The organism is Moorena sp. SIOASIH (assembly GCF_010671925.1).
Lineage (GTDB): Bacteria > Cyanobacteriota > Cyanobacteriia > Cyanobacteriales > Coleofasciculaceae > Moorena.
This window is the reverse complement of record NZ_JAAHIH010000001.1, coordinates 1,094,227-1,118,628: the sequence shown is the minus strand read 5'-3', so window position 1 is coordinate 1,118,628 and position 24,402 is coordinate 1,094,227. Positions and strand designations below refer to the sequence as shown.

Annotated in this window: 20 protein-coding genes and 1 CRISPR repeat array; of the genes, 11 read left to right on the top strand and 9 right to left on the bottom strand. The window is 40.7% G+C overall.

The annotated features are described in order from the left end of the window. Nucleotides 1-175: 175 nt before the first annotated feature. From F6J90_RS05000 to F6J90_RS04970, 7 genes are all read left to right on the top strand, one after another. Nucleotides 176-2,173, top strand: coding sequence for a response regulator (locus F6J90_RS05000; RefSeq protein WP_293091371.1), 1,998 nt, complete (start codon nucleotides 176-178; stop codon nucleotides 2,171-2,173). Next, complete coding sequence (locus F6J90_RS04995) at nucleotides 2,160-2,312, top strand: hypothetical protein (protein WP_293091370.1); 153 nt, start codon at nucleotides 2,160-2,162, stop codon at nucleotides 2,310-2,312. Before F6J90_RS05000 ends, F6J90_RS04995 begins: the two co-directional genes overlap by 14 nt. Nucleotides 2,313-2,523: 211 nt before the next feature. Then, nucleotides 2,524-2,745, top strand: coding sequence for a hypothetical protein (locus tag F6J90_RS04990; RefSeq protein WP_293091369.1), 222 nt, complete (start codon nucleotides 2,524-2,526; stop codon nucleotides 2,743-2,745). 28 nt (nucleotides 2,746-2,773) lie between these two features. Continuing rightward, a complete protein-coding gene (locus tag F6J90_RS04985) occupies nucleotides 2,774-2,902 on the top strand; it encodes a hypothetical protein (protein ID WP_293091368.1) in 129 nt (42 codons plus the stop codon). A 62-nt stretch (nucleotides 2,903-2,964) separates the two neighbouring features. Further along, nucleotides 2,965-5,526, top strand: coding sequence for a PhnD/SsuA/transferrin family substrate-binding protein (locus tag F6J90_RS04980; protein ID WP_293091367.1), 2,562 nt, complete (start codon nucleotides 2,965-2,967; stop codon nucleotides 5,524-5,526). Between the two features lie 178 nt (nucleotides 5,527-5,704). Next, entirely contained in the window at nucleotides 5,705-6,862 is a 1,158-nt protein-coding gene (locus F6J90_RS04975; protein WP_293091366.1) for a GTPase, read from the top strand. 163 nt (nucleotides 6,863-7,025) lie between these two features. Continuing rightward, complete coding sequence (locus F6J90_RS04970; protein WP_293090694.1) at nucleotides 7,026-7,151, top strand: hypothetical protein; 126 nt, start codon at nucleotides 7,026-7,028, stop codon at nucleotides 7,149-7,151. 65 nt (nucleotides 7,152-7,216) lie between these two features. Here the strand turns inward: F6J90_RS04970 and F6J90_RS04965 are convergent, their stop codons facing one another. Continuing rightward, nucleotides 7,217-8,161, bottom strand: coding sequence for a transposase (locus F6J90_RS04965; RefSeq protein WP_293090693.1), 945 nt, complete (start codon nucleotides 8,159-8,161; stop codon nucleotides 7,217-7,219). A 98-nt stretch (nucleotides 8,162-8,259) separates the two neighbouring features. On the opposite strand from F6J90_RS04965, the gene F6J90_RS04960 reads away from it, so the two are divergent. After that, a complete protein-coding gene (locus F6J90_RS04960) occupies nucleotides 8,260-8,394 on the top strand; it encodes a hypothetical protein (protein WP_293091365.1) in 135 nt (44 codons plus the stop codon). On the opposite strand, the gene F6J90_RS04955 is transcribed toward F6J90_RS04960, so the two are convergent. Then, a complete protein-coding gene (locus tag F6J90_RS04955; RefSeq protein WP_293091364.1) occupies nucleotides 8,391-9,167 on the bottom strand; it encodes a glycosyltransferase in 777 nt (258 codons plus the stop codon). The genes F6J90_RS04960 and F6J90_RS04955 overlap by 4 nt on opposite strands. A gap of 122 nt (nucleotides 9,168-9,289) precedes the next feature. Then, a complete protein-coding gene (locus F6J90_RS04950) occupies nucleotides 9,290-9,526 on the bottom strand; it encodes a hypothetical protein (RefSeq protein WP_293091363.1) in 237 nt (78 codons plus the stop codon). Nucleotides 9,527-9,681: 155 nt separating this feature from the next. Here F6J90_RS04950 and F6J90_RS04945 point away from each other — a divergent pair, with 155 nt between their 5' ends. After that, on the top strand, nucleotides 9,682-9,825 hold the full coding sequence (locus F6J90_RS04945) for a hypothetical protein (RefSeq protein ID WP_293091362.1): 144 nt from the start codon (nucleotides 9,682-9,684) through the stop codon (nucleotides 9,823-9,825). On the opposite strand, the gene F6J90_RS04940 is transcribed toward F6J90_RS04945, so the two are convergent. Continuing rightward, nucleotides 9,773-10,696, bottom strand: coding sequence for a glycosyltransferase (locus F6J90_RS04940; protein ID WP_293091361.1), 924 nt, complete (start codon nucleotides 10,694-10,696; stop codon nucleotides 9,773-9,775). The genes F6J90_RS04945 and F6J90_RS04940 overlap by 53 nt on opposite strands. A 652-nt stretch (nucleotides 10,697-11,348) precedes the next feature. Further along, nucleotides 11,349-11,576 carry a hypothetical protein gene (locus F6J90_RS04935; RefSeq protein ID WP_293091360.1) on the bottom strand — a complete coding sequence of 76 codons (228 nt, stop codon included), beginning with the start codon at nucleotides 11,574-11,576 and terminating at the stop codon, nucleotides 11,349-11,351. 269 nt (nucleotides 11,577-11,845) lie between these two features. On the opposite strand from F6J90_RS04935, the gene F6J90_RS04930 reads away from it, so the two are divergent. Further along, nucleotides 11,846-12,016 (top strand): hypothetical protein, encoded by a 171-nt coding sequence (locus tag F6J90_RS04930; RefSeq protein ID WP_293091359.1) that lies wholly within the window; start codon nucleotides 11,846-11,848, stop codon nucleotides 12,014-12,016. On the opposite strand, the gene F6J90_RS04925 is transcribed toward F6J90_RS04930, so the two are convergent. Then, a complete protein-coding gene (locus F6J90_RS04925) occupies nucleotides 11,991-12,563 on the bottom strand; it encodes a Uma2 family endonuclease (protein ID WP_293091358.1) in 573 nt (190 codons plus the stop codon). The two genes, F6J90_RS04930 and F6J90_RS04925, sit on opposite strands and share 26 nt — an antisense overlap. 362 nt (nucleotides 12,564-12,925) lie before the next feature. Then, the gene (locus F6J90_RS04920; protein WP_293091357.1) at nucleotides 12,926-15,166 is read right to left on the bottom strand and encodes a WYL domain-containing protein; all 2,241 of its coding nucleotides are present in this window, start codon (nucleotides 15,164-15,166) and stop codon (nucleotides 12,926-12,928) included. A 325-nt stretch (nucleotides 15,167-15,491) separates the two neighbouring features. On the opposite strand from F6J90_RS04920, the gene F6J90_RS04915 reads away from it, so the two are divergent. After that, nucleotides 15,492-15,686 carry a hypothetical protein gene (locus F6J90_RS04915; RefSeq protein ID WP_293091356.1) on the top strand — a complete coding sequence of 65 codons (195 nt, stop codon included), beginning with the start codon at nucleotides 15,492-15,494 and terminating at the stop codon, nucleotides 15,684-15,686. Between the two features lie 316 nt (nucleotides 15,687-16,002). Then, nucleotides 16,003-22,040: a CRISPR direct-repeat array (repeat unit 37 nt; unit sequence GTTACAATCTCCGTTAAGGAGATGAATTAATGGAAAC). A gap of 155 nt (nucleotides 22,041-22,195) precedes the next feature. Here the strand turns inward: F6J90_RS04915 and F6J90_RS04910 are convergent. After that, nucleotides 22,196-22,321, bottom strand: coding sequence for a hypothetical protein (locus F6J90_RS04910; protein ID WP_293091355.1), 126 nt, complete (start codon nucleotides 22,319-22,321; stop codon nucleotides 22,196-22,198). 189 nt (nucleotides 22,322-22,510) lie between these two features. Continuing rightward, nucleotides 22,511-24,253, bottom strand: coding sequence for a hypothetical protein (locus F6J90_RS04905; protein ID WP_293091354.1), 1,743 nt, complete (start codon nucleotides 24,251-24,253; stop codon nucleotides 22,511-22,513). Nucleotides 24,254-24,402: the final 149 nt, after the last annotated feature.

Genomic DNA, 24,402 nt, shown 5'->3' with positions numbered 1-24,402 from the left:
GTGCTCTATAAATTGGCGATGCTGGGCAGTATGACAAATTAGGATTGCTATACCTGGAAGAACTCGATGAAAACTACATTCCCAAAGCCCACCAAACTCAAAACTTAGCCGAAGGGTTTCAATAAAAAGCCATTGTTACCTTGGTTAACAACTATCTGCATCTAGAATAAACTCCATGAGTGTAACTGCTAAAACGAATGAGTTTAATTTAATAAATTATACCATCTTGATCATTGACGATAATCCCACAAATTTGAGGGTTGCCTTTGATTATTTGGAAGATTGTGGCTTCACCATTTTAGTATCCCAAGATGGTGAAAGTGGGTTAAAACGCGCTAAGTATGCCCATCCTCAAATTATTTTAATGGATGTTTTGATGCCAGGTATAGATGGCTTTGAAACCTGCTGTCGCTTGAAGGCGGATCAGGCTACCAAAGATATTCCTGTAATTTTTATGACGGCGTTATCTAGTACCGAGGATCAGGTGAAAGGATTTGAGGTTGGGGGAGTCGATTATGTCACTAAGCCACTCCAACATGAGGAACTCTTAACTCGGATAATCAATCATTTACGGATTCAGGAGTTAACTGAAAAGCTGCAACTTCAAAATCAGGAGTTAAAACAACAAGCCATTGAACTGGCAAAAGCTAAAGAAGCTGCTGAATTAGCTAGCCAAGCCAAAAGTGAATTCCTCTCCAATATGACTCATGAACTGCGTACTCCTCTCAATGGCATTTTAGGTTATGCCCAAATCCTCCAACGGGATAAAACCGCTACCCCTAAACAAAAGCATAGTATCGATCTTGTTTACCAATGTGGCACTCACTTGCTCCACTTGATCAATGACATCTTAGAGTTGTCGAAAATGGAAGCCAGGAAAATGCAACTGTTACCGAAAGAGATTCATTTTCCTGCTTTTGTGATCGAGGTTATAGAAATCTGTCGTATCAAAGCTCAGCAAAAGGGTATTTCTTTTATTTATCAACCCTCATCCTATCTACCAGCAGGAATTGTGGCTGATGAAAAACGACTGCGACAAGTTCTGATTAACCTCCTGAGCAATGCTATCAAGTTTACTGACCATGGCGGAGTAACCTTCAAGGTAGAGGTGATCAGTAAGGATAAAGCCGTACAACCCCCACTCCCTAGGATTTATAGAGATCAGCAAGAGGGGGAAGTGATCACAGACAAAATTATGCCACTGATGGGCAAAGCTCCCCAATCACCCATGGTTACAATTCGATTTCAAATCGAAGATACTGGCATCGGAATCAAATCAGAAGAATTGGAAAAAATATTTTTACCCTTTGAGCAATTTGGGGATAGTGCTATTCGAGACCAAGGCACTGGTCTGGGATTAGCTATTAGCCAGAAAATTGTTAATCTAATGGGAAGTCATATCAAGGTTGAAAGTACTTATGACAAGGGTAGTGTTTTTTCTGTGGATTTGGATTTACCTACTACCACAGTAATGGTTCACAAAAATCAAATTTATACCAATACTATCGTTGGTTTCCAGGGAAAGGTGCGGAAAATAGTAGTGGTAGATGACAAACCGGAGAATCGCTCTGTTATTGTCAATTTTTTACAACCTATTGGATTTGAACTTTTAGAAGCGAGTAATGGGGTTGAGGGTTTGGAAAAAGCCAGAGAATGTAACCCTGACCTGATTATTACTGACTTAGTGATGCCAGTGATGGATGGCTTTGAAATGATGCGACGTATCCGCTCATCAGAGCAATTGACACAGATCCTGGTAATCGCTATATCTGCCAGTGTTTATGAATTAGAACAGCAACCGAGTCAGGATATAGGCTGGAGTGATATTCTTTCTAAGCCTGTGAAAATTGAAGAATTACTTGGTAAATTAAAGCAGCATCTGCAACTGGAATGGGTATATGAACAGTATGATCCAGGACTCTCAAAAATCAAGATTGAATCCGCTGAAAAAGTTCAGCCAGACGCTACTGTACCTCCCCCAGATGATGTATTAGCTGAACTTTATGACCTGGCCAAGAAAGGGAATATGTTCGCTATCACTAAAACCGCAGAAAATTTGAAACAATTAGATGATAAGTTTGTTCCCTTTGCTCATACTATATCGAATTATGCTAATGAATTTCAATTAAAAAAAATTAGAATATTGATAGAAAAGTATCTTGAAAAAAATTAGTATAGCGCAGGGAATCGGGAATCGGGAATCGGGAATCGGGAATCGGGAAACAGAGGGAAGTGTGGGAAGTGTGGGAAGTGTGGGGAGATGGGGAGATGGGGATATTTTTATTAAGGGTAATTATCCGGACATGATATAAACGCTATATTCAGCCTGTTAATTATTAATTAATGAATGAAATAGGTATTGATGAATTAAAACTAGAATTTATTAACCGGAAAAGATATATAGTGTTTCTCATAGTTATAGCGCTACGCGCAAGGGCTTTAGGCAAGAGGCAAAAGGCAAAAGTTCACTAAAACGGCGTTTCAGCTTGTATCAATGTCAAACACCTTAATGCGTAGTGCTATATGAAGTATATTCAATTTTATTACCCCTACTCCCTACTCCCTACTCCCTACTCCCTACTCCCTACTCCCTACTCCCTACCTTTCAAGGGTATGTTTTTTACAAAGACGTCAGGTGTGGGGTGTGGGGCGTGGGGTGACCGGGTGTGGGGGTACAGACAAGCGATGCAGCTTCGGAACAGGGGGTTTCCCCCACTCGCTATTGCATCAAGACAATATACTTAATTTGTCGTTAAAAATCATCATTTGTTCGTTGTTTTTCTTTTCCTCTCCCTCTGGCTTGTCCTATGTTTTACCCAAATGTAAAAAACCTACCCCTGTGAGCTACTCCCTACTCCCTACTCCCTACTCCCTACTGGCCAAAAATTCGTACCTCACCTAATTGAAAACTACTATAATATGATTCGGATTTATTTATTAATAAAATCCAGCCTGATTATAGGCATGGGATTATCACTAATAGCATCGGCTGCCCCAGGGATTACTCCTCCTCAGGAACCTGTAGATGGAACAGGACAAATAACGACTTCAGAGGTAAAGATTGTTAAGGTGGGAGTGATGGCAATTCGGGGTGTTGACCATACCAAAACAAAATGGCAACCGACCCTAGACTATCTCAGTGAAACGATTTCCGGCTATGTCTTCCAACTTGTACCACTAGGGTTTGACACCCTCGAAGAAATAATAGCTAACCAGGAGGTGGACTTTGTGTTGCCTAACCCTGGAATGTATGTAGAGTTGGAATGGATTTATGGGGCACGACGAATTGCCACCCTAACAAATCTACGCCTAGGCAAGCCTTACACCCAATTTGGAGCGGTTATCCTGCGTCATGCTGATCGCAATGATATCCAGGATTTAAAGGATTTACGGGGCAAAACCTTTATGGCCGTCAGTGAAATTGCCTTTGGGGGCTGGCAAATGGCATGGGAAACTCTGTTAGAAGCTGGAGTTAACCCCTACCGTGACTTTCCAGCGCTCCACTTTGGTGGTAGCCATGACGCAGTGGTCTACGCTGTTCGTGATGGTATTGTTGATGCTGGCACTGTCCGCACTGATACCCTCGAACGTATGGCACAGGAGGGTAAAATTAATCGAGATGACTTTGTGATCCTCAATCAGCAAACTCAATATCAGGACACTTTCCCTTTTGCTCTGAGTACTAAACTTTATCCAGAATGGCCCTTTTCTACACTACCCCATACCCCAATGGAGTTAGCGGAAGAGGTTGCGATCGCATTAATGACCATGCCTTCGTCACACCCAGCCGCCAAAGCTGGTCGTTATCAGGGCTGGACTATCCCGGCCAACTACCAAGCTTGTCACGAAACCTTACGGAATCTGCGGGTTCGTCCCTACGAAGATTGGGGAAAAGTGACTCTGGGTCAAGTCATCTATCACTACCGCTATTGGCTGTTATTTGCTGGTGTTTCCTGCTTTGGATTTAGCTATGGTCTAGTTTATCTAGCTGGGCGTAGGCGAATTGAAGCACAACTACGACAAACCAATGCCTTACTGGAAATCCGGGTTGAGGAACGTACAGCTGAGTTCAAAGCAGCTAAAGAAGCGGCTGATCAGGCTAATCAGGCCAAAAGCGAATTCCTGGCTAATATGAGTCATGAATTGCGTACTCCCCTCAATGGCATTTTGGGTTATGCCCAAATTCTGCAACGGGATCCACAGATAACTGCTAAACAAAAAGACCAGATCAATCTTATTTATCAGTGTGGCAACTATCTACTCCATCTGATTAATGACATTTTAGACTTATCCAAAATCGAAGCTCGGAAAATGGAACTGTTTCCGACAGAAATTCATTTGCCGTCCTTTTTGAGAGAAGTTGTAGAAATTTGCCTGGTCAAAGCCCAGCAAAAAGAGATTTATTTTATTTATCAACCCTCATACCATCTGCCAGAGGGGATCCTGGCTGATGCCAAACGATTGCAACAAGTTCTGATTAATCTTTTGAGCAATGGGATTAAGTTTACTGACCATGGCGGAGTCACGTTTAAGGTAGACGTTATCAGTAACCACCAAGGAATTACTACTCCCCAATCCCGCCTAGTCAGACTTCGATTTATCATTAAAGATACTGGCATTGGGATGACCCCAGAACAACTGGAAAAAATATTTTTGCCCTTTGAACAGGTGGGGGATGTTGATCATCGTGAACAAGGCACTGGACTTGGATTAGCGATTAGCCAAACAATTATCAATTTGATGGGAAGTGCTATCAATGTTGAGAGTAATTATGGCAAAGGTAGCCTTTTCTCTATAGATTTAGAGTTACCCATTACTACAGCTGTGATTCAGAGTAACGAAGCCTCCACTAAAACTATTATAGGTTGTCAGGGCAAAGCAGGGAAAATTTTAGTAGTAGATGACAAATGGGAGAATCGCTCTGTGATTGTGAATGTGTTAAAACCTCTGGGATTTGAACTATGGGAGGCAAGTAATGGGGTTGAGGGTTTAGAAAAAGCCACAGAATTTAACCCTGATCTAATTATTACTGACTTGGTGATGCCAGTGATGGATGGCTTGGAAATGATGCGACGTCTGCGCTCATCAGATCAATTGAAAGATCTGTTGATTATTGCTTCATCTGCCAGTGTTTATGAGTTAGACAAGCAACAGAGTTCCAATGCAGGCTGCGATGATTTTATTCCCAAACCAGTGGACGTAGAAGAATTACTCGAAAAATTAAAACAGCATTTGCAACTGGAATGGGTGTATGAAGACTTCATACCAAAACCAGAAACTATAATAGATGCTGGAGCTGAAGAAATCCACCTAGATGCCATTGTGCCTCCCCCATCCGATGTGCTGCTCCAACTTTATGACTTGTCTAAGAAAGGTAATGTGTTTGACATCAGCCAAGAAGCGGAAAAGCTGGAATTATTAGATGCTAACTTTGTACCATTTGCTAAAGTTATTTATAAATTTGCTAAGGATTTTAATGTAAAGGAACTTAGGAAGTTTATCGAACAGTATGTCGATAATATATAGCGTTATAAAATGAGTTATCAAGATTTATAAAAAGGCAATAGGCAATAGGCAATAGGCAATAGGGGCAATAGCTCCAGAGTTTTATAGTAAAATAACATAAGACATTCTCAGGTTACATCTCAAATGAAAATGCTATATACAGTTTAAATGCACAACAGCTTAAAGGATAAAACTACTAATGTCAGAGCACATTTCGTTTGATGAACTGTTAGGCAAAATGAGCGAAGCCTATGAAGATGCCCAGAGCAAAGTTGAGCAATGTAATGTTTTAGTCATTGGTAAAACTGGTGTAGGTAAAAGTACTTTAGTAAATACAATTTTTCGCTCTCGTCTGGCAGAAACAGGAGTGGGCTATCCTGTTACTCAAACCATTCGTCGTTATACGAAAACAGGTTGCCCGATTACAGTGTACGATACGCCAGGGCTAGAACTTAAAGCCCAACAGATTGAACGAGTAAGGAGAGATATCTCGAAACTAATTGATGATCAAAGGAAACTAGAGGCAAAAGAACACATTCATGTGGTGTGGTATTGCCTTAATCATGAGACTGATCGATTGGATCCGATTGAGGAAGAATGGCTAAAGAGCCTGCAACAAAAAGATGTACCAGTTATCTTAGTTCTGACTCAAACCTTAAGGAAAAAACGTAGTGAGTTTATTGCTTTCCTAGATGGTAAAAATCTACCGGTTAGTCAGATTATTCCAGTGCTAGCACAATCAAAACTAATCGATGATGATTATACGGTGACAGCCCATGGTTTAGAGCGTTTAGTAGAAGTGACGGCAAATTTACTGCCAGAAGCCCAGCGCAAAGCATTTCTGAGGGAACAGATTAGAAATATTGAGCTAAAAGCAGGTGAAGCGTTTAAATATGTTACGGGTTACGTTACTGGTTCAGCATTGGTTGGTGCCTCACCAATTCCGTTTTCTGATGCGCCAATTTTGGTAACGATGCAAACGGTAATGATTGCTAACATCACCAGCATTTTTGGATTAACGGTTGAAAGAGCTTTTCTGGGCATGGTGATATCTGCTCTTGGGGGTACAGGAGGAATGACCGCAGTGGGTAAAGTAATTGTCGCCAATTTACTCAAAATGATTCCTGGTGCAGGCACCATTCTTGGTGGAGCAATATCAGGCTCAACGGCAGCAGCACTAACCCTGGCTCTTGGTCTATCTTATATTGAAGCACTAAAGATTTATGTTAAAGCTCAGGTTGATGGTAAAGAAATACCCCTTTCTGAGCTCGCGAAAATTATCATTGAACAATATAAATACTATGCGGAAACAGGTAAAAAAAGCTTGAGGGATAAGGAATTACCGCCTTCAGATTAGGAGAGTGTGGGGAGGGTAGGGCGGGGGCGCGGGAAGTGTGGGGAGATGGGGAGATGGGGAGATGGGGAGATCTTTTAGGTGTATGATTTTAATATTTATGCAGAAGATAGAGAAAATGAGGGAGAAAAACAACCCATAGGTAAAGGCATTTGTTGAATGACAGATGCCAGAATACGTAAAAAACCTCGTCGAAAACAACTTAAAGACAGAGGTTGTTGAGAGTGGGTCGAAAATTGCAACGGATCGGCGTCGAGGCCATCGTCGTCAGTTTCAACCGATAAACTACTAGCAGATAAACTAGTGTCAGTTAATCCTCCGACGCCAACCAACCAAATAGTCGCCACAGCAATAGCGTTACCATTGTCTTTCGGCACGTTTGGGGTCAGTCATTTTGGTGTGATGCCAACCAAAACCACCACGCTTAATGTCTTTGAACAAGCATTCAATCCAGCTACGCATACTATACCAGTAGATTTGAGCCTGTTGTGGACTCAAATCCGTTAACATTAACCAAGGGTCAGCATAACCGTGATCCCAGCGAGCTAAGAGAGTGCAATCGACACAGTTGCTTCGGAAACATCTGACTCGACCACTCCAATGCTGACCAACCTCAGTGATTAGCCCAGACAGAGGTAATTTCGATGGGGGTTGGTCACCCAAAACCTGGGATGGTTGGTAATATCCTTGAGCATTAATCCGCATCAAAGGATGCCAGCCATTAGCCACAATCCCTTGATAAAACCATTTAGCATACAACCCTCGGTCTGTGGTGACTATCACAAACCAATCATCCGGGATCCCCTGTTTGACCTGATTTAACAGCTGATGCCAGTAAGGTTGCCAACTCCCTTTTTCGGTTGCACCCACAATTTTCCAAGCTACAGGTATTCCACAGCCACGGTAGACCACACTAATTACCAAGACTGTAAAACGCTTACCCAATGTGGATGCATCTGCAGCCAGCACCAGGCTTTTTTGATCGGATGACCACCAACTTAATATCCACAACAATAAGAAGGCAAAGCTTTCACTGACTTCTATTTCTTGTCGCTTTCTGCCATATTTGTGACTTTTTTCCTTGTACCATTGCCTTAACTGCTCTCTGACATTGTTTTCTGATCGATGTTGGATTTCTGCTAAAAATACGGCTACTGTTGATAATCCACAACTTTGAGTGATGGCAATACCAAAAAAGCGACCCATTGCTAATCCCACTGCCTGAGATTTGCTCAGATGAGGCATCTTCCTCATCACTACTCTGAACCATTCTTGATACCCTTTCGGAATCTGTGTGATCATCGATGACAGTCCAATGGTGTACTAAGGTTTTTAGTTCTTTTTTCCTCTTTTGTTAAAATCATACACCTGAAAGGATGGGGAGATAGGGAGATGGGGAGATGGGGAGTGTGGGAAGTTTATTAAAATTTTTGCCTATTCCCTGTTCCCTTTTCCCTGTTCCCTATTCCCTACTCCCTATTCCCTACTCCCTACTCCCTACTCCCTATTCCCTGTTCCCTACTGCTATCATTTAAATATCATAGAGATTACTCACCATTAGTTTACTGTTTTGATCGTTGATAAATCGTTGGATAAATTCGGGGATTTCTTTATTGTGATTAGGATAGACAGTGGATTGCCAACAATAGGATAATTGACCAATTTGGAATAACCGAAATGCTAAATCTAGATCGGCTCCTTCGGGAATTATAATGGTTTCTTTAAATCCACCGATTTGTTGAAGTGCTTTTTTCCAAATCAGGGCATTCGCTGTAATTAATGATTCTGGTCTACTGATCTGGCACTCTTCAATCATGGTTAAGGGAATGAATCTTTCTTGACCTTCATAAAATTTTGACAATAAATCATTGCCCCATGCTTTAACATTACCTGCATATCCTATTGACCCATTTATGGTATTAAGATAGCCTTGGATAAATGATTCAGAGGGAATACAGTGGCTATCGGTAAATAATATCCAATCTCCTTTGGCATAGTTTATGCCTACATTTCTGGCAGATGCCACATCATTTTTTGCGCATTTTAGCAATCTGATGGAAAGGTTATTACCTTGGAAGTGTTGAGAGATAGTAATTGCTGGGCTGGAGTTATTGTCAACAATAATAATTTCTTTTGGATATATGTGGGGACTCTGGGTGTTAAAAAATTCAGTTAAAAATAAATCCAGTCCTTCTTGATTATTCCTGACGGGAATAACGATTGATATATCAGAGGCTTGAATGTTTAAGGGTACAGTAAAATCGGAGTAATTCTGGGGCGTTGAATGAAGTTTGTTGATGAAAGTCATAGGATTACCTCAATTGTCTGGATTAGAAGTTCTGCCAACTGACTAGTGCAGGGGGACAGAAATAACAAACCCGCGTCCTAGAGTCGAAATCCTTGATATTAAAGAACTTCAGACTTCAGACTTCAGACTTCAGACTTCCGGGTAGCTGCACTAGAACTTCTATACACAATCTTGGCTATTCCAACAGGAAATTTTTGGGAAGTGTGGGAGGTGTGAGAAGGTCTGGGCAGTGTGGGGAGATGGGGAGATGGGGAGATAGGGAACAGGGAACAGGGAATAGGGAATAGGCAAGAGGAATCCCCCCTAACCCCCCTTAGTAAGGGGGGCGGGCAAGAGGGAAAAAATCCTGTGTACCTCATATGAGAACTGCTATAGATAGAATCACGTAATCTTTTAACGATAGGGATTCGTCTAGGAATTGTGATAATTTTTGATGCCATATTCCCTACTCCCGTCTTGATGCAGTCGCTCATGGGGGAAACCACGGCAGTCGCTGGGGGAACGGCAGTCGCTCATGGGGGAGACCCCCAAGACCGCGCTGCCTCCCCAAGACCGCGCTGCCTCCCCAAGACCGCGCTGCATCGCTACTCCCTACTCCCTACTCCCTACTCCCTGTTCCCTGTTCCCTGTTCCCTGTTCCCTGCTTCCTTTGCTATAATCCTATATCCTACTATAAGACACACATATTGTAAAGTTGACAATAGTTGATTTATCAAACCGGGTTTATTGGGAAGAAAAGGTTTAGGAGTTAAGTCAATGGAATATAGCTGACTGACTAGTTTGTTGCCTTTTCCATATCTGATAAATCTTTTAATAAATCCGAGAAGGCCGTGAGTGAAATCATGATAGACAGTTGATTGCCAACTATAGGATAAGTTGCCAATTTCTAATAACCTAAACCCTAAATCTATATCTTCACCGGCAGCGATTTTAATAATTTCGTTAAATCCACCGATTTTTTCAAGTGCTTTTTTCCACACTAGGGCATTGGCTGTAATTAAATATTCCGGTCTGAGCATCTGGCCATCTTCAATAACTTTTAATGGTACAAGTATTTCTTGAGTTTCATAATAGTTTGACAATACATCATTGCTCCAGGCTTTAACATTACCTGCATATCCGATGGAGCCATTCATGGCATTAATATAGCCTGTGATTAAGGATTCTGAAGGAATACAGTCACTATCGGTAAATAAAATCCAATCTCCTTTAGCATACTTTATTCCCATATTTCTGGCAGATGCAGGTCCAATTTTTGAGCATTTTATGACTCTTATTGAAAGGGGAGCAATTTGAAACTGTTTAGGGATAGTAATCTCTGGCTTTGATTGATTATCAACGATAATGATTTCTTTGGGATAGCTTTCTAGGTTCTGGGTTTTGAAAAATTCTGACAAAAATAATTCAATTCCTTTCTGATTATTCCTGACGGGAATAACTATCGATATATCAGATGATTTAATTGTTACTGGTGCAATTAAATGAGCTTTCTTTTGTGGCTTAAACCCCAATTTACTGATTAAGGTCATAGGATTGGCTGAATTTCCTGCTTTAGAGGTTTTAGACCCCTATACAGAATCTCTGCTACTCCATCAGGACATTTTTGGAGAAAGTGGGGAGGGTGGGGAGGGTGGGGAGTGTAGAATTGAGAATTGAGAATTGAGAATTGAGAATTAAGAATTAAGAATTAAGAATTAAGAATTGAGAATTGAGAATTAAGAATTAAGAATTAAGAATTGAGAATTGAGAATTCTACATTCTACATTCTAGATTCTACATTCTAGATTCTACATTCTGCATTCTACATTCTAGATTCTACATTCTAGATTCTACATTCTACATTCTACATTCTAGATTCTACATTCTAGATTCTACATTCTAGATTCTACATTCTAGATTCTACATTCTGCATTCTACATTCTGCATTCTGCATTCTACATTCTACATTCTTAATTCTTAATTCTACATTCTTAATTCTACATTCTACATTCTGAAAAACAACCTTCAACCTGATAACCTTCAACCTCCTAACCTCCAAAAAAAATAGCCGCAGAAATACTATCCACGGCTAGGAATTTACCTTATGTCATTCAGTTTTCCAACTTATCCAGACGTGAGTGATCTTACGGGACTCGACTGGATGGTTTGGCCGGGGGGAAAACCCCCCAGCAATTTAACGTGTTAACGGAGCCTGAAGTACTTGATCATTATTGTTATGAATTCTCCCGGAACATCCGTCGGCTGCAGAGGAGTCCACTCGGATATTTCGGCGTAGCCCAGTGCATACAGGGTATGCATGGTATTAGTTATTGCCTTGCGGGAGCCTTTCAAAATGTGCTGAACACGGATTTTTTTGTTGGAATAATCGTCTGGATTGTTCTCTGAATTTGTTGGAAATTGTGATGGCATAAGGTTTACCTTTTGCTTTTTGCTTACATTTATAATCGTAATGATTATATTTTATTTTGTCAAGGGTTTTTAGAAATTTTTTTTTGAGGGGTAATGTAAAGAAATGCGATCGCATTTTTTTAGCGATCGCAAGCTATCAGTTATCAGTTATCAGCTATCAGCTATCAGCTTTCAGTTATCAGCTTTCAGCTCAGAAGCGAACGCGCCCCGCGTGACCAAAGGTCAATCGCATTTCTCCTCCCCACCCTACCCTGCTGTTAGATCATGTTATGACAATTACCCTTAATAAAAATCTCCCCCATCTCCCCATCTCCCCATCTCCCCTTCTCCCCACACTTCCCACACTTCCCACCCTCCCCACACTCTTCCCTACTCCCTACTCCCTACTCCCTACTCCCTGTTCCCTATTCCCTTTTATTTCGGAAAAAGCTGATGAATAGTACAAGTAAAACCCGGTAGGAGGGGAGAGGTTAGGGTATCTTCGCTGAAAAGGGTTGCTACTAATTTGAGCTGACTGTTTTCCCGGCGATAGATTTCGAGCTTGCGAGACCTCCAATCAGCAATCCAATATTCTTTGACGCCTCGTGAAGAGTAAAGTTTTAGTTTAGCTTCTCGGTCTCGCCTTTGGTCTTGTTGACTAGCAGATAAAACTTCGACAGCTAATTCTGGGGCACCAGTTAGATGTCCAGATTTATCTAAGGTGAATGTATAGGTTTCTTGGGTAACCCAAACGACATCGGGAATAACATTATCGGATTCGGAAAACAGGACACCAGGACTAGGAATAGCTTCTCCTAAACCACTTGCTTCAGACCAAGCATCTAGCTGTCGAAAAATTTTGCCACAGGTTTGCTGATGTTTAGTATGAGGCGCTCTAGTGATAAATAATTCTCCATCAATGATTTCGTAGCGTGTTCCTTCATTTTCTGGTAGCAATTCTAGGTCATGAATAGTCCAGCATACTCTCTCATGTATTGCCTGATTCATAATTATACTCCGTTAGCTCTATAGTATTTGTATTTCAGATTTAAACATAGGATTGATGGGACAAGGGAACAGGGAACAGGGAACAGGGAACAGTGGTCAAGGGATCTAATTAGTTTTTAATGTTATGATAAATCAGCATTATTTTTGATGATATATTTATAAATGCTATATTATAATTCTAGCAATTCTCTCTCCCATGAGATCCAAAATGATCCCCCTAAATCCCCCTTAATAAGGGGGACTTTGAGGTTCATAGCCGTACCTCATAAATGAAATAAACGCTATATATTATCGACTCCCTACTCCCTACTCCCGATTCCCTACTCCCGATTCCCGATTCCCGATTCCCGATTCCCTATTCCCTATTCCTGATAAACCCTACAAATCTCAGCGCCAATTTTCTTGATTTTATCGACTAATTCTTGAGGTTGGACTACTTTAACTTGGCCGCCAAAACCGATAATCCAGCGAAAAAAATCGACATCGTCTAACGCCCACTTGGGCAAAATTGCTTGAAAGCGATGGGGGAATTTGGAGTCTTTGGTTTTAGGAAGTGAAAACAAGGATTTAGAGAAGCTGGTATTTGAGTTTCCAGTTAAGGGGGGAGACATTTTAATGTGTTGGAAGCGCTTGGTTCCTTCACTTATAAATAGGAACATGGAGTCATTAAACCACAGTTCAACGGTGACCTGAACTGCTGACTGTTCTGATTTATTGCTACTGAGTAACTGTTGCTGTTCCCTAGCACTATTACCAAGAAATAATCCGGCACTTGCTTGGTGGAGTTTTTGGAGCTTCTCCAACGATTGCCATTGTTGTTTCATATCGCGGGTTTGGCCAAGAGCACGACCGAGAAAGAGTCGGTCTAATCGTTCAAACCGGAATAGTTTATCTTGGTTACCGCCGTGGTGCTGAAATGCTAAATACCAGGCGTGATTGTAAAATACTATTTGCAGGGGCCAAGCCTGAAAAAATCCGTCGTGATCTCCAGCAAATCGGCCACCGCCTTTAATTCGATTTAATTCTAATAATTCCCCTTGGGCGATCGCATTTTCTAGTTTGTCTAGATGATTGAGCAAGGCTGAAGCGTGGAGGGAGTCGGTATCTACGATACAGCGATTGCGAATTGCTCGCACTGGATAGGTGGAAGGGGGGTCTAATTTTGAGTGGGTCATCCGTTCCTGGAACATCTCATAGGTAGAGAGTGCCATGGGATCGTCTAAACTTTTGGCTTGAGATTGCAGCACTGCAAAAACTTTACCCAGTTCCTGCCTAGAGAATATGCCGGTGCCTGCAAAATAGCCTTGCTTGAGGGGAAAGTTGGGTAATATCTTATAGGGTTTGAGGATTTTTTCGATATCTTTGCGCAGGGTATCGATGCCATTGCCGATAGTTACCTTATCTTCTTGGAGGGCATTTGTCAAGGTTTTGAGCCTACTATTTCCGGATTTTGGCAAAAAAGGATGATGCAAGATAAACCGAATTGTCTTGATCAGCCGCTGAAAGGGTTCTAGATCGGAATAGGCATGGGTGAGTAGATGGGGATTTTTGACAATGGGCAGGATTAGCTCAGAATGGCGTTGCTGAATTGAAGTATGAATGGGCGATCGTCTGGTTTTGGTCAAGCCCCCTAAATCCCCCAACTTTGGGGGACTTTGACAGTCTTGTTCCCCCCAAAATTGGGGGGTTAGGGGGGCGGAATCATACCCAGAATCAGCAACGCCCTCAGAATCTTGATCATTGCTGTTAATTAGCCCATTGTCTTCTAGCCACTGCAAATCTGTTGCAATCCCATCCCGGTCACCATAGATTTCTCCCTTGAGTTTGGCCATCAAAGCGCACACTTCTTGGAGGGGAGTGGCAAATTCGGGCACTGTTCCCAAAACCCGTTCGATCTCAGTTGGGTCAGTGCTGTGCAAGGTGCCTATGTTGGGATAACTAATAATTAAAGCAATCAGATGCAACAAACGGTCAAAATCTAACAGGGACGAGTAGGGATGGAGGGTGATTTGACTATGATGGGTGCGGTTAGTGCGATTGGTGAGAGTGCGAGGAAGACCTTTGATTTTCTTCTGGATTTTGGAGATATCGAAGCCATCAACAGTTAGTTTTACTTGGTTGACAGCGGCAAATCCCTCGGCAGTGAGGGGTGGGAAGTTTTGCAGGGATTTGAACATACTTTCAATCACGTAATCTGGTACCTGGCGGGAGCGTTTACGGTTCCACTCTAGGCAGGTTTCTAGGGGAGTACAGAGGTGCCACGCCATCCACAGTAAGGGCTGGGAATTTAGTTCTATGGTTAGCTGATTTAGTAATGCCATGCGCCAGGGTCGCTTGGCATTGGTGGCGTCATAAATTATTGGTTGGTTAGAGGCGATCCCTTGACTTATTTGAGATAGAACTTCTGTTTCAATTTCTGACCAGTTGCCCTGAATACTATCGTGGCCGTAGAGCACTTTTCTGATGTGGTCAGTGGAGATAATCCGGTAATTGCCCAAGTTGGCAATTTCTTTGGCAAGGGTAGATTTACCGCTGCCGGGGGGACCGATCAGGAAGTGGCAGATTAGGGGAGTGTGGGGATTTTTAATAGGATTTTTGCTCATGTTTATGGTATTTATTGTTTTGTTGACAAGAACAATAGACAGAGATTAGTTATTAAGCATTCAGCTATCAGCATTCAGCTATCAGCATTCAGCTATCAGCTATCAGCCTTTGGCCAAAGGCCAAGGGATTTTCCCCACACTTTTAATTCTCTAAAATCTCGACCTACTCCATTCTCCCGTTCCCGTAGAGTGGCCATAGGCCAAATAGGTTTATTTTAAGCTGACAGCTGACAGCTGACGGCTGAATGCTTAGTATTACTGGATTCAACACTTCTGGGGTTATCCTATTAAAAGGTTCCTCTAACTGTCTATAATAGTAGTGCGAATGAGGAATTATAGCGCTACGCGCAATGGCATTGGCAAGAGGCAAGAGGCAAAAGTTTCTTTTAAGAGCTTTTCAGCTTGTATAGCAATCCTTGTAGGAATTGTGAGAATTGTTGTTCCCTGTTCCCTGTTCCCTGTTCCCTGTTCCCTTTGGTATATCAATGTCCTAACTTTAATAGGTAGTGCTATAGTATAATGTCAGGATAATTCCCCCCATCTCCCCATTTCCCCATCTTCCCATCTCCCCGCGCCCCCGCCCCACCCTCCCTACATTCCCGACATTCCTGGCGAGGAGGGGTTGGTATGGAAGGTTACTGATTAGTCGATGATGGATGAATGGTAGGCGGGATGGGGATTTGAGGGGATGGCTGAAATAAAATGGTCTCGCAGTAGACAGGGTAAGGGTTTGAGGGATTTTGATGTTGACAAGGGGGCAAGTTGAGGGGGAAAATGATTAGGTTCTCGCAATTGTACCTGGGAAACTTTGGTATACAAGGTTTTTCAGGGTCGGAGTTACAATCTCCGTTAAGGAGATGAATTAATGGAAACCGACAAAGAAAAGTCTTGTCTGCAATTAACTCAGAACGGTTACAATCTCCGTTAAGGAGATGAATTAATGGAAACCAGAGATGGATTATTGCGTACTGATAAAGCAATGTAAGTTACAATCTCCGTTAAGGAGATGAATTAATGGAAACTAGATTTTGAGCTGTGAAGCCAATGGAGTTTGAATTAGGTTACAATCTCCGTTAAGGAGATGAATTAATGGAAACAGTTAGAATTTACTCCCACGTGGTCGTACGATTTCGTTACAATCTCCGTTAAGGAGATGAATTAATGGAAACGACCAAGTGAGTCGTATATTAATTTGAATTTTGCGTTACAATCTCCGTTAAGGAGATGAATTAATGGAAACAGTTAGAATTTACTCCCACGTGGTCGTACGATTTCAGTTACAATCTCCGTTAAGGAGATGAATTAATGGAAACTAAAATGCTTGGCGGTTCCGTGTTCGCACAACTCCAGTGTTACAATCTCCGTTAAGGAGATGAATTAATGGAAACGTTCTTGTCCCCTCGAGGGGTATCAGGCTTGGCACAGCCGTTACAATCTCCGTTAAGGAGATGAATTAATGGAAACAGAGGAGATTAAAGGTAGTGAGTGGGTGGCATGGCTTCGTTACAATCTCCGTTAAGGAGATGAATTAATGGAAACGAAGTACTTTTCTTGAAAATATTCAGGGGGGGGCGGAAGGTTACAATCTCCGTTAAGGAGATGAATTAATGGAAACGCCGTATTTAAACAGCCATTCAGATGCCCACATAAAGTTACAATCTCCGTTAAGGAGATGAATTAATGGAAACATCTTAGTCCTAGCTCCAGTTGTCCACCCATTAGTGTTACAATCTCCGTTAAGGAGATGAATTAATGGAAACTATTCTGTAATATTGCCTATTATGCCATATAAAGTTACAATCTCCGTTAAGGAGATGAATTAATGGAAACTGTACTTAATGGCAAGGTAGATGGTGGGAGATGCAGGTTACAATCTCCGTTAAGGAGATGAATTAATGGAAACGAAATGGAATTCTCGGAACTAGCCGTGTTACAAGATAGTTACAATCTCCGTTAAGGAGATGAATTAATGGAAACGCCAGGAGTCGGGAGACCCCTCGCACTCGTAGACAAGTTACAATCTCCGTTAAGGAGATGAATTAATGGAAACGCTCCTGCTATGTTGACAACAGGAAATTCTGTAACGTTACAATCTCCGTTAAGGAGATGAATTAATGGAAACTGCCTTACTCCATTGCTCCTTTCTGTAATATGCTAGTTACAATCTCCGTTAAGGAGATGAATTAATGGAAACACTTTGTCTTTTAGTTTAGAGTAGCAGTACTATACACGTTACAATCTCCGTTAAGGAGATGAATTAATGGAAACTTGATGGCTCATATTTCCCACACATGGGTGGTAGGGTGGGCTTGGTTCTTTAGTTACAATCTCCGTTAAGGAGATGAATTAATGGAAACGTTGATGTGGGACTGCAAGACAGCGATCGCATCGGGGTTACAATCTCCGTTAAGGAGATGAATTAATGGAAACTTGTGAAATGGGCATCAACAACGTTGTAAGCTCAGTTACAATCTCCGTTAAGGAGATGAATTAATGGAAACTGTTGACATTTCAACTAAGGCATTAAAACATTTTGGTTACAATCTCCGTTAAGGAGATGAATTAATGGAAACCGCTGTTTATTTTTGTTTGAAGAACCATTTTACTTGCCAGTTACAATCTCCGTTAAGGAGATGAATTAATGGAAACTCGTTGAGCTTAATCAGGCTGAGGGCAAATATGTGTTACAATCTCCGTTAAGGAGATGAATTAATGGAAACGGTGTGGGAAATATCATGAAGTTGATGGTGTTAGTCGTTACAATCTCCGTTAAGGAGATGAATTAATGGAAACCATGAGTCAAAAAAGAATTTAAAATTATGTAAAAGGAGTTACAATCTCCGTTAAGGAGATGAATTAATGGAAACGACTTTCGGATCTCTTTTACTCATGATTCCCAAGTTACAATCTCCGTTAAGGAGATGAATTAATGGAAACTATTGAATTACTGAGTAGAGCCGCATCATCGCAAAGTTACAATCTCCGTTAAGGAGATGAATTAATGGAAACGGCTAACTTGGCCGCTCGTTTTTCTTTATCCCACTTAAGCCATGTGTTACAATCTCCGTTAAGGAGATGAATTAATGGAAACAATAGTAGTTAGAACATAACTTAAAAATACTGTTTGTTACAATCTCCGTTAAGGAGATGAATTAATGGAAACGTTTGTGCTCTTTGGCTAAATACTCATTTACAACAAGTTACAATCTCCGTTAAGGAGATGAATTAATGGAAACTTACATTCTCATCGTGTAAAAGAGCAGATATCACATAGTTACAATCTCCGTTAAGGAGATGAATTAATGGAAACGGGGCAAAATAACCCCCCCTACAAACCCAATCTAGGCTGGTTACAATCTCCGTTAAGGAGATGAATTAATGGAAACGGATACAACAGTTATGACTATTACTGCTAAAGTTGTTAATTGTTACAATCTCCGTTAAGGAGATGAATTAATGGAAACAAGCCTACAGCTATAATTAGATTTTCGTACTGTGTCTGCCGTTACAATCTCCGTTAAGGAGATGAATTAATGGAAACGGCATTTAGTTGAGCCATTCCAACAGAATGTCCCCCAAGTTACAATCTCCGTTAAGGAGATGAATTAATGGAAACAAGTATTCAGCCACTGATTTTTCAAACACCGACGGGGAGTGTTACAATCTCCGTTAAGGAGATGAATTAATGGAAACCTTGCCGAATTAACTGAAGGCGTAACTGCTTAGGGTCCACGCCGTTACAATCTCCGTTAAGGAGATGAATTAATGGAAACTGGATCTCTTTTACTCATGATTCCCAACTCTCCACTGTTACAATCTCCGTTAAGGAGATGAATTAATGGAAACTGAATACAAAAAGAATTATCAGTCATCATGGAAAAACTCCGTTACAATCTCCGTTAAGGAGATGAATTAATGGAAACCCATGTCGGCCAAAGTCAGTGATAGTCGGGATAAAGTTACAATCTCCGTTAAGGAGATGAATTAATGGAAACGTTGAATTCCGCACTATTCGTTCAAATGCAAAAAATGTTACAATCTCCGTTAAGGAGATGAATTAATGGAAACTCTGGTAACTACAACTCTAGCCATCAAGAGGAGTTTAAGTTACAATCTCCGTTAAGGAGATGAATTAATGGAAACTTGATGGCTCATATTTCCCACACATGGGTGGTTGGGTGGTTACAATCTCCGTTAAGGAGATGAATTAATGGAAACAATTGTATGAGATGCCCATGTCCAAGGTCAGCGTAAGTTACAATCTCCGTTAAGGAGATGAATTAATGGAAACCAATAGCCTGATCAATATCAGGATACCCCGTTTTAATGGTTACAATCTCCGTTAAGGAGATGAATTAATGGAAACGGCCAAGCCAAGAAGTATTAAAAGCGCTCAAGAAACAAGGTTACAATCTCCGTTAAGGAGATGAATTAATGGAAACTTCCGAAAAATATTGAAACCGTCTGAATATAAAAAGAGTTACAATCTCCGTTAAGGAGATGAATTAATGGAAACGATTAGGGCGTTATTCGCCTCGACCGTTTGCTTAAGTTACAATCTCCGTTAAGGAGATGAATTAATGGAAACCGGCTGTTTTTTGCTTATAATTATAAGCGGCAATTTGCTGCTTTATAAACTTAGCTGTTACAATCTCCGTTAAGGAGATGAATTAATGGAAACTGAGGACGTGAGGATAGCTGGCATGTCCTAGATCAACGCAGGTTACAATCTCCGTTAAGGAGATGAATTAATGGAAACAGGAGAGAAACAAAGGCAAGGCCGATGGTCAATAAGTTACAATCTCCGTTAAGGAGATGAATTAATGGAAACAGACGATATCAAGGACATTGAGAAGTACGCTTCCAAGGTTACAATCTCCGTTAAGGAGATGAATTAATGGAAACTGCCAAAGTGGGAGGTGTAAGCTGATAGCTCATTTTGTTACAATCTCCGTTAAGGAGATGAATTAATGGAAACGAAATTTCAAATCATTCAGCTTTTCTCTTGTTCGTTACAATCTCCGTTAAGGAGAAGAATTAATGGAAACGCAGATAGTCCGAATAGAAGTTGGTTAATTAAGTCGTTACAATCTCCGTTAAGGAGAAGAATTAATGGAAACTCTAAGTAACTGCACAGGGGAAAAAGCTTTTACCCGAAAGGTTACAATCTCCGTTAAGGAGAAGAATTAATGGAAACTTGTTCCGAATACCCCGACGATTACCAGTAGTTTAGTTACAATCTCCGTTAAGGAGAAGAATTAATGGAAACAAACGTCTAAGGGCAGCATCAACCGCTTCAGCAAGGTTACAATCTCCGTTAAGGAGAAGAATTAATGGAAACCAAAAGGACGACCAACACTGGATTGTTGTTGATGCTCGTGTTACAATCTCCGTTAAGGAGATGAATTAATGGAAACAGGATGTATGGAGATAGGTAGAGGGTGGTGGAATAGGTTACAATCTCCGTTAAGGAGAAGAATTAATGGAAACGATCATAACCCGGAAGCAAAGAAGATGCCCATTTAAGTTACAATCTCCGTTAAGGAGAAGAATTAATGGAAACAAGAACAGAAAAATTGGGAGGGAATGACTGAATCTGAAAGTTACAATCTCCGTTAATGAGATGAATTAATGGAAACGTGCATCAAGTTTTACCCATCCACCAGGCTTATTAGGTTACAATCTCCGTTAAGGAGATGAATTAATGGAAACCCTTCGTAAGATACTTCTAAAACTTTACCTATAACTTGTTACAATCTCCGTTAAGGAGATGAATTAATGGAAACACGTATAATTACGAAATAAATTTACAAGAAAGTGTTACAATCTCCGTTAAGGAGATGAATTAATGGAAACGATAAAAATCACTTACACTTTGATTACCATAATTGTTACAATCTCCGTTAAGGAGATGAATTAATGGAAACAAATACTTGAATCGGATATTGCAAAACTTCAATCGTTACAATCTCCGTTAAGGAGATGAATTAATGGAAACCTTGTTTGTTCTTTGGCCTAAATTTGGAGTTAAAATGTTACAATCTCAGTTAAGGAGATGAATTAATGGAAACAGGGATATCGTAAAACACAACAACAAATAGCAGCGTTACAATCTCCGTTAAGGAGATGAATTAATGGAAACGAAACAGGTACGTCAATTAATTCAAAATTACCTTCGTTACAATCTCCGTTAAGGAGATGAATTAATGGAAACTATGTTTCTCCCCCATTCTCAAAAATAAAACCTTCTGGTTACAATCTCCGTTAAGGAGATGAATTAATGGAAACCTGGCAGATCATCCCAACCCATTTTGTCCGCTAAAGTTACAATCTCCGTTAAGGAGATGAATTAATGGAAACACTTCAATACCAGATAAATAATCTTTATTATAAGTTGTTACAATCTCCGTTAAGGAGATGAATTAATGGAAACGCAAGGTGTAACTACGCAATTGCGAATCAAGCCGCGCAGGTTACAATCTCCGTTAAGGAGATGAATTAATGGAAACATATGATGATAAAATTCACCATCCCAATAAACTGGAGTTACAATCTCCGTGATGGAGATGAATTAATCGAAACAGTCTCATCGTCATCCAAGCCGTGTTACAATTTTCAATGTTACAATCTCCGTTATGGAGATGAATTAATGGAAACTGTTGTTGCCAATCCTCAGGGTTAGTAGTTTCAATGTTACAATCTCCGTTAAGGAGATGAATTAATGGAAACGCTAGTCCCTCCACATGGGAATCCGCCCGCAACCAGAGTTACAATCTCCGTTAAGGAGATGAATTAATGGAAACATCAAAAACGTTGAACCTCTCTATATAGTTAACTGTTACAATCCCAGTTAAGGAGATGAATTAATAGAAACCGCAGATAATAGAGAATATATAATTCAGAATGTAGAATATAGACTGTAGACTTGTTATAGCACTAGGCATTAAGGTGTTTGACATTGATAAAATCTAAAAAAGTGCGACCCGTGGCGAATTAAATTCTTAATGGGTCAAGCGCACCTGCGCTGTTTTAATAAACTTTTGCCTCTTGCCTTCCGCGTAGCGCTATACCATCTCCCTCAACCAGATAAATTAATCCAAACAACAATAACCCCCAGTTAAGGATAAAACCCTTGACTGGGGGTGTATTGAACAAGATTAATTTTCGGCGTTGCTGAATCAAGGAATGAATGCGCGATCATCTGGTTTTGGTCAAGCCCCCTAAATCCCCCAACTTTGGGGGACGCAAGAAAGTCTTGTTCCCCCCAAAATTGGGGGGCTAGGGGGGCAAAATCATACCCAGAATCAGCAACACCGGATTTCGTGATCCTCGGAAAGGCTCCAATTACTCTAAACAGTCTGTCATTAGCTTCTTGATCACAAAATCCTTAACATCAGAATAGATATAATAACGACCGTTAAGATCCACAAAAGAAGTCTCCGGCTTATTTAAAAGTTGACAAGTTAGGCGATTAATAGTCATGATTTCTTCTAGAATTTGGTCGCTTTCACAAGCCACCAGAGCGTTTTCAATGCCTGCTTTACGGTCTTTATCCAGTATCTCAGACATTCTTGCTTTTGAGACTCCCTTGGCACTGTGAATCATGTAATTTCTTTTTTCGACCCAATAGTCAAGCTTCTTGAGTGATTGAAGAATAGTCTGCCAAATTTCTATCTCCTTGGAATCTCCTCGAAACTGAATCAGGGCATCTACAAAATTACGCTTCCTGAACCGATTCTTCAATTTATAATCACGGTATCCTTTTTGTTTAGCTTCCCAGCACTTAAGCTCTTCATTATTAAACGTTTTTGTACTTACCAAATAATTAACAAATTTTTCTTCTACTATATCTCTATTTAAAACCCAGTTATTCGGTTTGTTTTGGTCAAAATACTTTTTCCCTAGTTCTCCCATCAGCTTATGTAACGTTTCTTCACAGAAAGAAGTCATCCGCGATAAGAAATTGGCAATCAGATTTAATTCCCAGTAAATTCGGCATTGGGTATATAAGTTTAACCATTTATAATATTTGTCTTTAATCTCTGCCACTACTCCCAGATTATCCTTTTGCTTTGGTTTAATCAGCTTTTGCGCCCCAGAGATATCCAAGTTAAAACAGTAGAGGCCAATTTCCATAGCCTTAATGACTAATTCGATATCACTTTTGTTGTCAGAGACAGTCTCTACTTCAATTCCTTGGGTAATCAAAGAATCTAAGGTTTCTACCCAGTCCTTGAGAATCTGGATACCACCATCAAAATCCCAGCGATTCAGCAGTTTTTTGACAGTTTGATATTTTTGACTACGCCGATAACGCCAGTAGGAAAATAGGTAACAATCAGAGAGTTTACCTTCTAAAATTCCGTCAATTGATAAATCTGGGCTGAGAAAGATGGGATTTTTGAAGCTGGCTGCCATGGTTTGGATTTGCAGCGCCATTTTCATCTGATTTGTTCCACCTTTTGTGCTGATTAAAACTAATTCCTCTTCTGAGGATGTTTGATCAATTCCCTCAGCTTTACTAATCTCATTAAGAGCTTGGTAATAGTAGCCAAGCATGCGGTCTTGGTCATTACCAGGAATATCAGCAGGAATAATTTTCCACTCTAGGGAAAACTCCCATCCTTCTTCTTTAAGCCACTTGTCCAAGATATCGAACAAATAGATGGTATCCTTATGATGGCCTTCTGGTTGATTTTTACTCTGTTGGTCTGTGACGAAAATATATGCCTTTTTTGCCCCAAGACTCATCGCCTTTTTTATGGCACCACCAATCCGAACTGGCATCAGACGAGAATGCCAGTAATCTGGATTGGCTTCATACTGATTAAACAAAACTTCTGTAAGCTTTCGGCTGGTTTGCTTAATCCCAACCTCAAATTCTAGTTCTTGGTAAAGATGCTCTCCTTCAATATACTTACGCTGGTTATTCCAAATTCTACTACGTTCAGGAGTTAATGCAGCTTGTTGTTCCTTGAGATTGGGTTCATCTGGCAAGAAGTCAATGGGTAGATAATAGTTTTTTCCTGCTATAGGTAGTTGAATAGCTAGATCAGACGTGCCAATGTTAGCGATAAGAATTGCCATGATATGTTTTAACTTTTTTAAGCAAATATAGGTGGGGTGTAAGCATATGCGCTACGCGCACGCTACGCGAACAGTGGTCAGTGGTCAGCCGTCAGCGGTCAGTGGTCAGCCGTCAGCTTTTCGTAACTCATATTAAACAAATGGTTACC

Bases quoted from the DNA above. Each gene is read 5' to 3' on its own strand.
- F6J90_RS05000 (WP_293091371.1), top strand. From the start codon at position 176: ATGAGTGTAACTGCTAAAACGAATGAGTTTAATTTAATAAATTATACC.
- F6J90_RS04990 (WP_293091369.1), top strand. From the start codon at position 2,524: ATGAAGTATATTCAATTTTATTACCCCTACTCCCTACTCCCTACTCCC.
- F6J90_RS04980 (WP_293091367.1), top strand. From the start codon at position 2,965: ATGGGATTATCACTAATAGCATCGGCTGCCCCAGGGATTACTCCTCCT.
- F6J90_RS04975 (WP_293091366.1), top strand. From the start codon at position 5,705: ATGTCAGAGCACATTTCGTTTGATGAACTGTTAGGCAAAATGAGCGAA.
- F6J90_RS04970 (WP_293090694.1), top strand. From the start codon at position 7,026: ATGCCAGAATACGTAAAAAACCTCGTCGAAAACAACTTAAAGACAGAG.
- F6J90_RS04965 (WP_293090693.1), bottom strand. From the start codon at position 8,161: ATGATCACACAGATTCCGAAAGGGTATCAAGAATGGTTCAGAGTAGTG.
- F6J90_RS04960 (WP_293091365.1), top strand. From the start codon at position 8,260: ATGGGGAGTGTGGGAAGTTTATTAAAATTTTTGCCTATTCCCTGTTCC.
- F6J90_RS04955 (WP_293091364.1), bottom strand. From the start codon at position 9,167: ATGACTTTCATCAACAAACTTCATTCAACGCCCCAGAATTACTCCGAT.
- F6J90_RS04950 (WP_293091363.1), bottom strand. From the start codon at position 9,526: ATGAGGTACACAGGATTTTTTCCCTCTTGCCCGCCCCCCTTACTAAGG.
- F6J90_RS04945 (WP_293091362.1), top strand. From the start codon at position 9,682: ATGGGGGAGACCCCCAAGACCGCGCTGCCTCCCCAAGACCGCGCTGCC.
- F6J90_RS04940 (WP_293091361.1), bottom strand. From the start codon at position 10,696: ATGACCTTAATCAGTAAATTGGGGTTTAAGCCACAAAAGAAAGCTCAT.
- F6J90_RS04935 (WP_293091360.1), bottom strand. From the start codon at position 11,576: ATGCCATCACAATTTCCAACAAATTCAGAGAACAATCCAGACGATTAT.
- F6J90_RS04930 (WP_293091359.1), top strand. From the start codon at position 11,846: ATGACAATTACCCTTAATAAAAATCTCCCCCATCTCCCCATCTCCCCA.
- F6J90_RS04925 (WP_293091358.1), bottom strand. From the start codon at position 12,563: ATGAATCAGGCAATACATGAGAGAGTATGCTGGACTATTCATGACCTA.
- F6J90_RS04920 (WP_293091357.1), bottom strand. From the start codon at position 15,166: ATGAGCAAAAATCCTATTAAAAATCCCCACACTCCCCTAATCTGCCAC.
- F6J90_RS04915 (WP_293091356.1), top strand. From the start codon at position 15,492: ATGAGGAATTATAGCGCTACGCGCAATGGCATTGGCAAGAGGCAAGAG.
- F6J90_RS04905 (WP_293091354.1), bottom strand. From the start codon at position 24,253: ATGGCAATTCTTATCGCTAACATTGGCACGTCTGATCTAGCTATTCAA.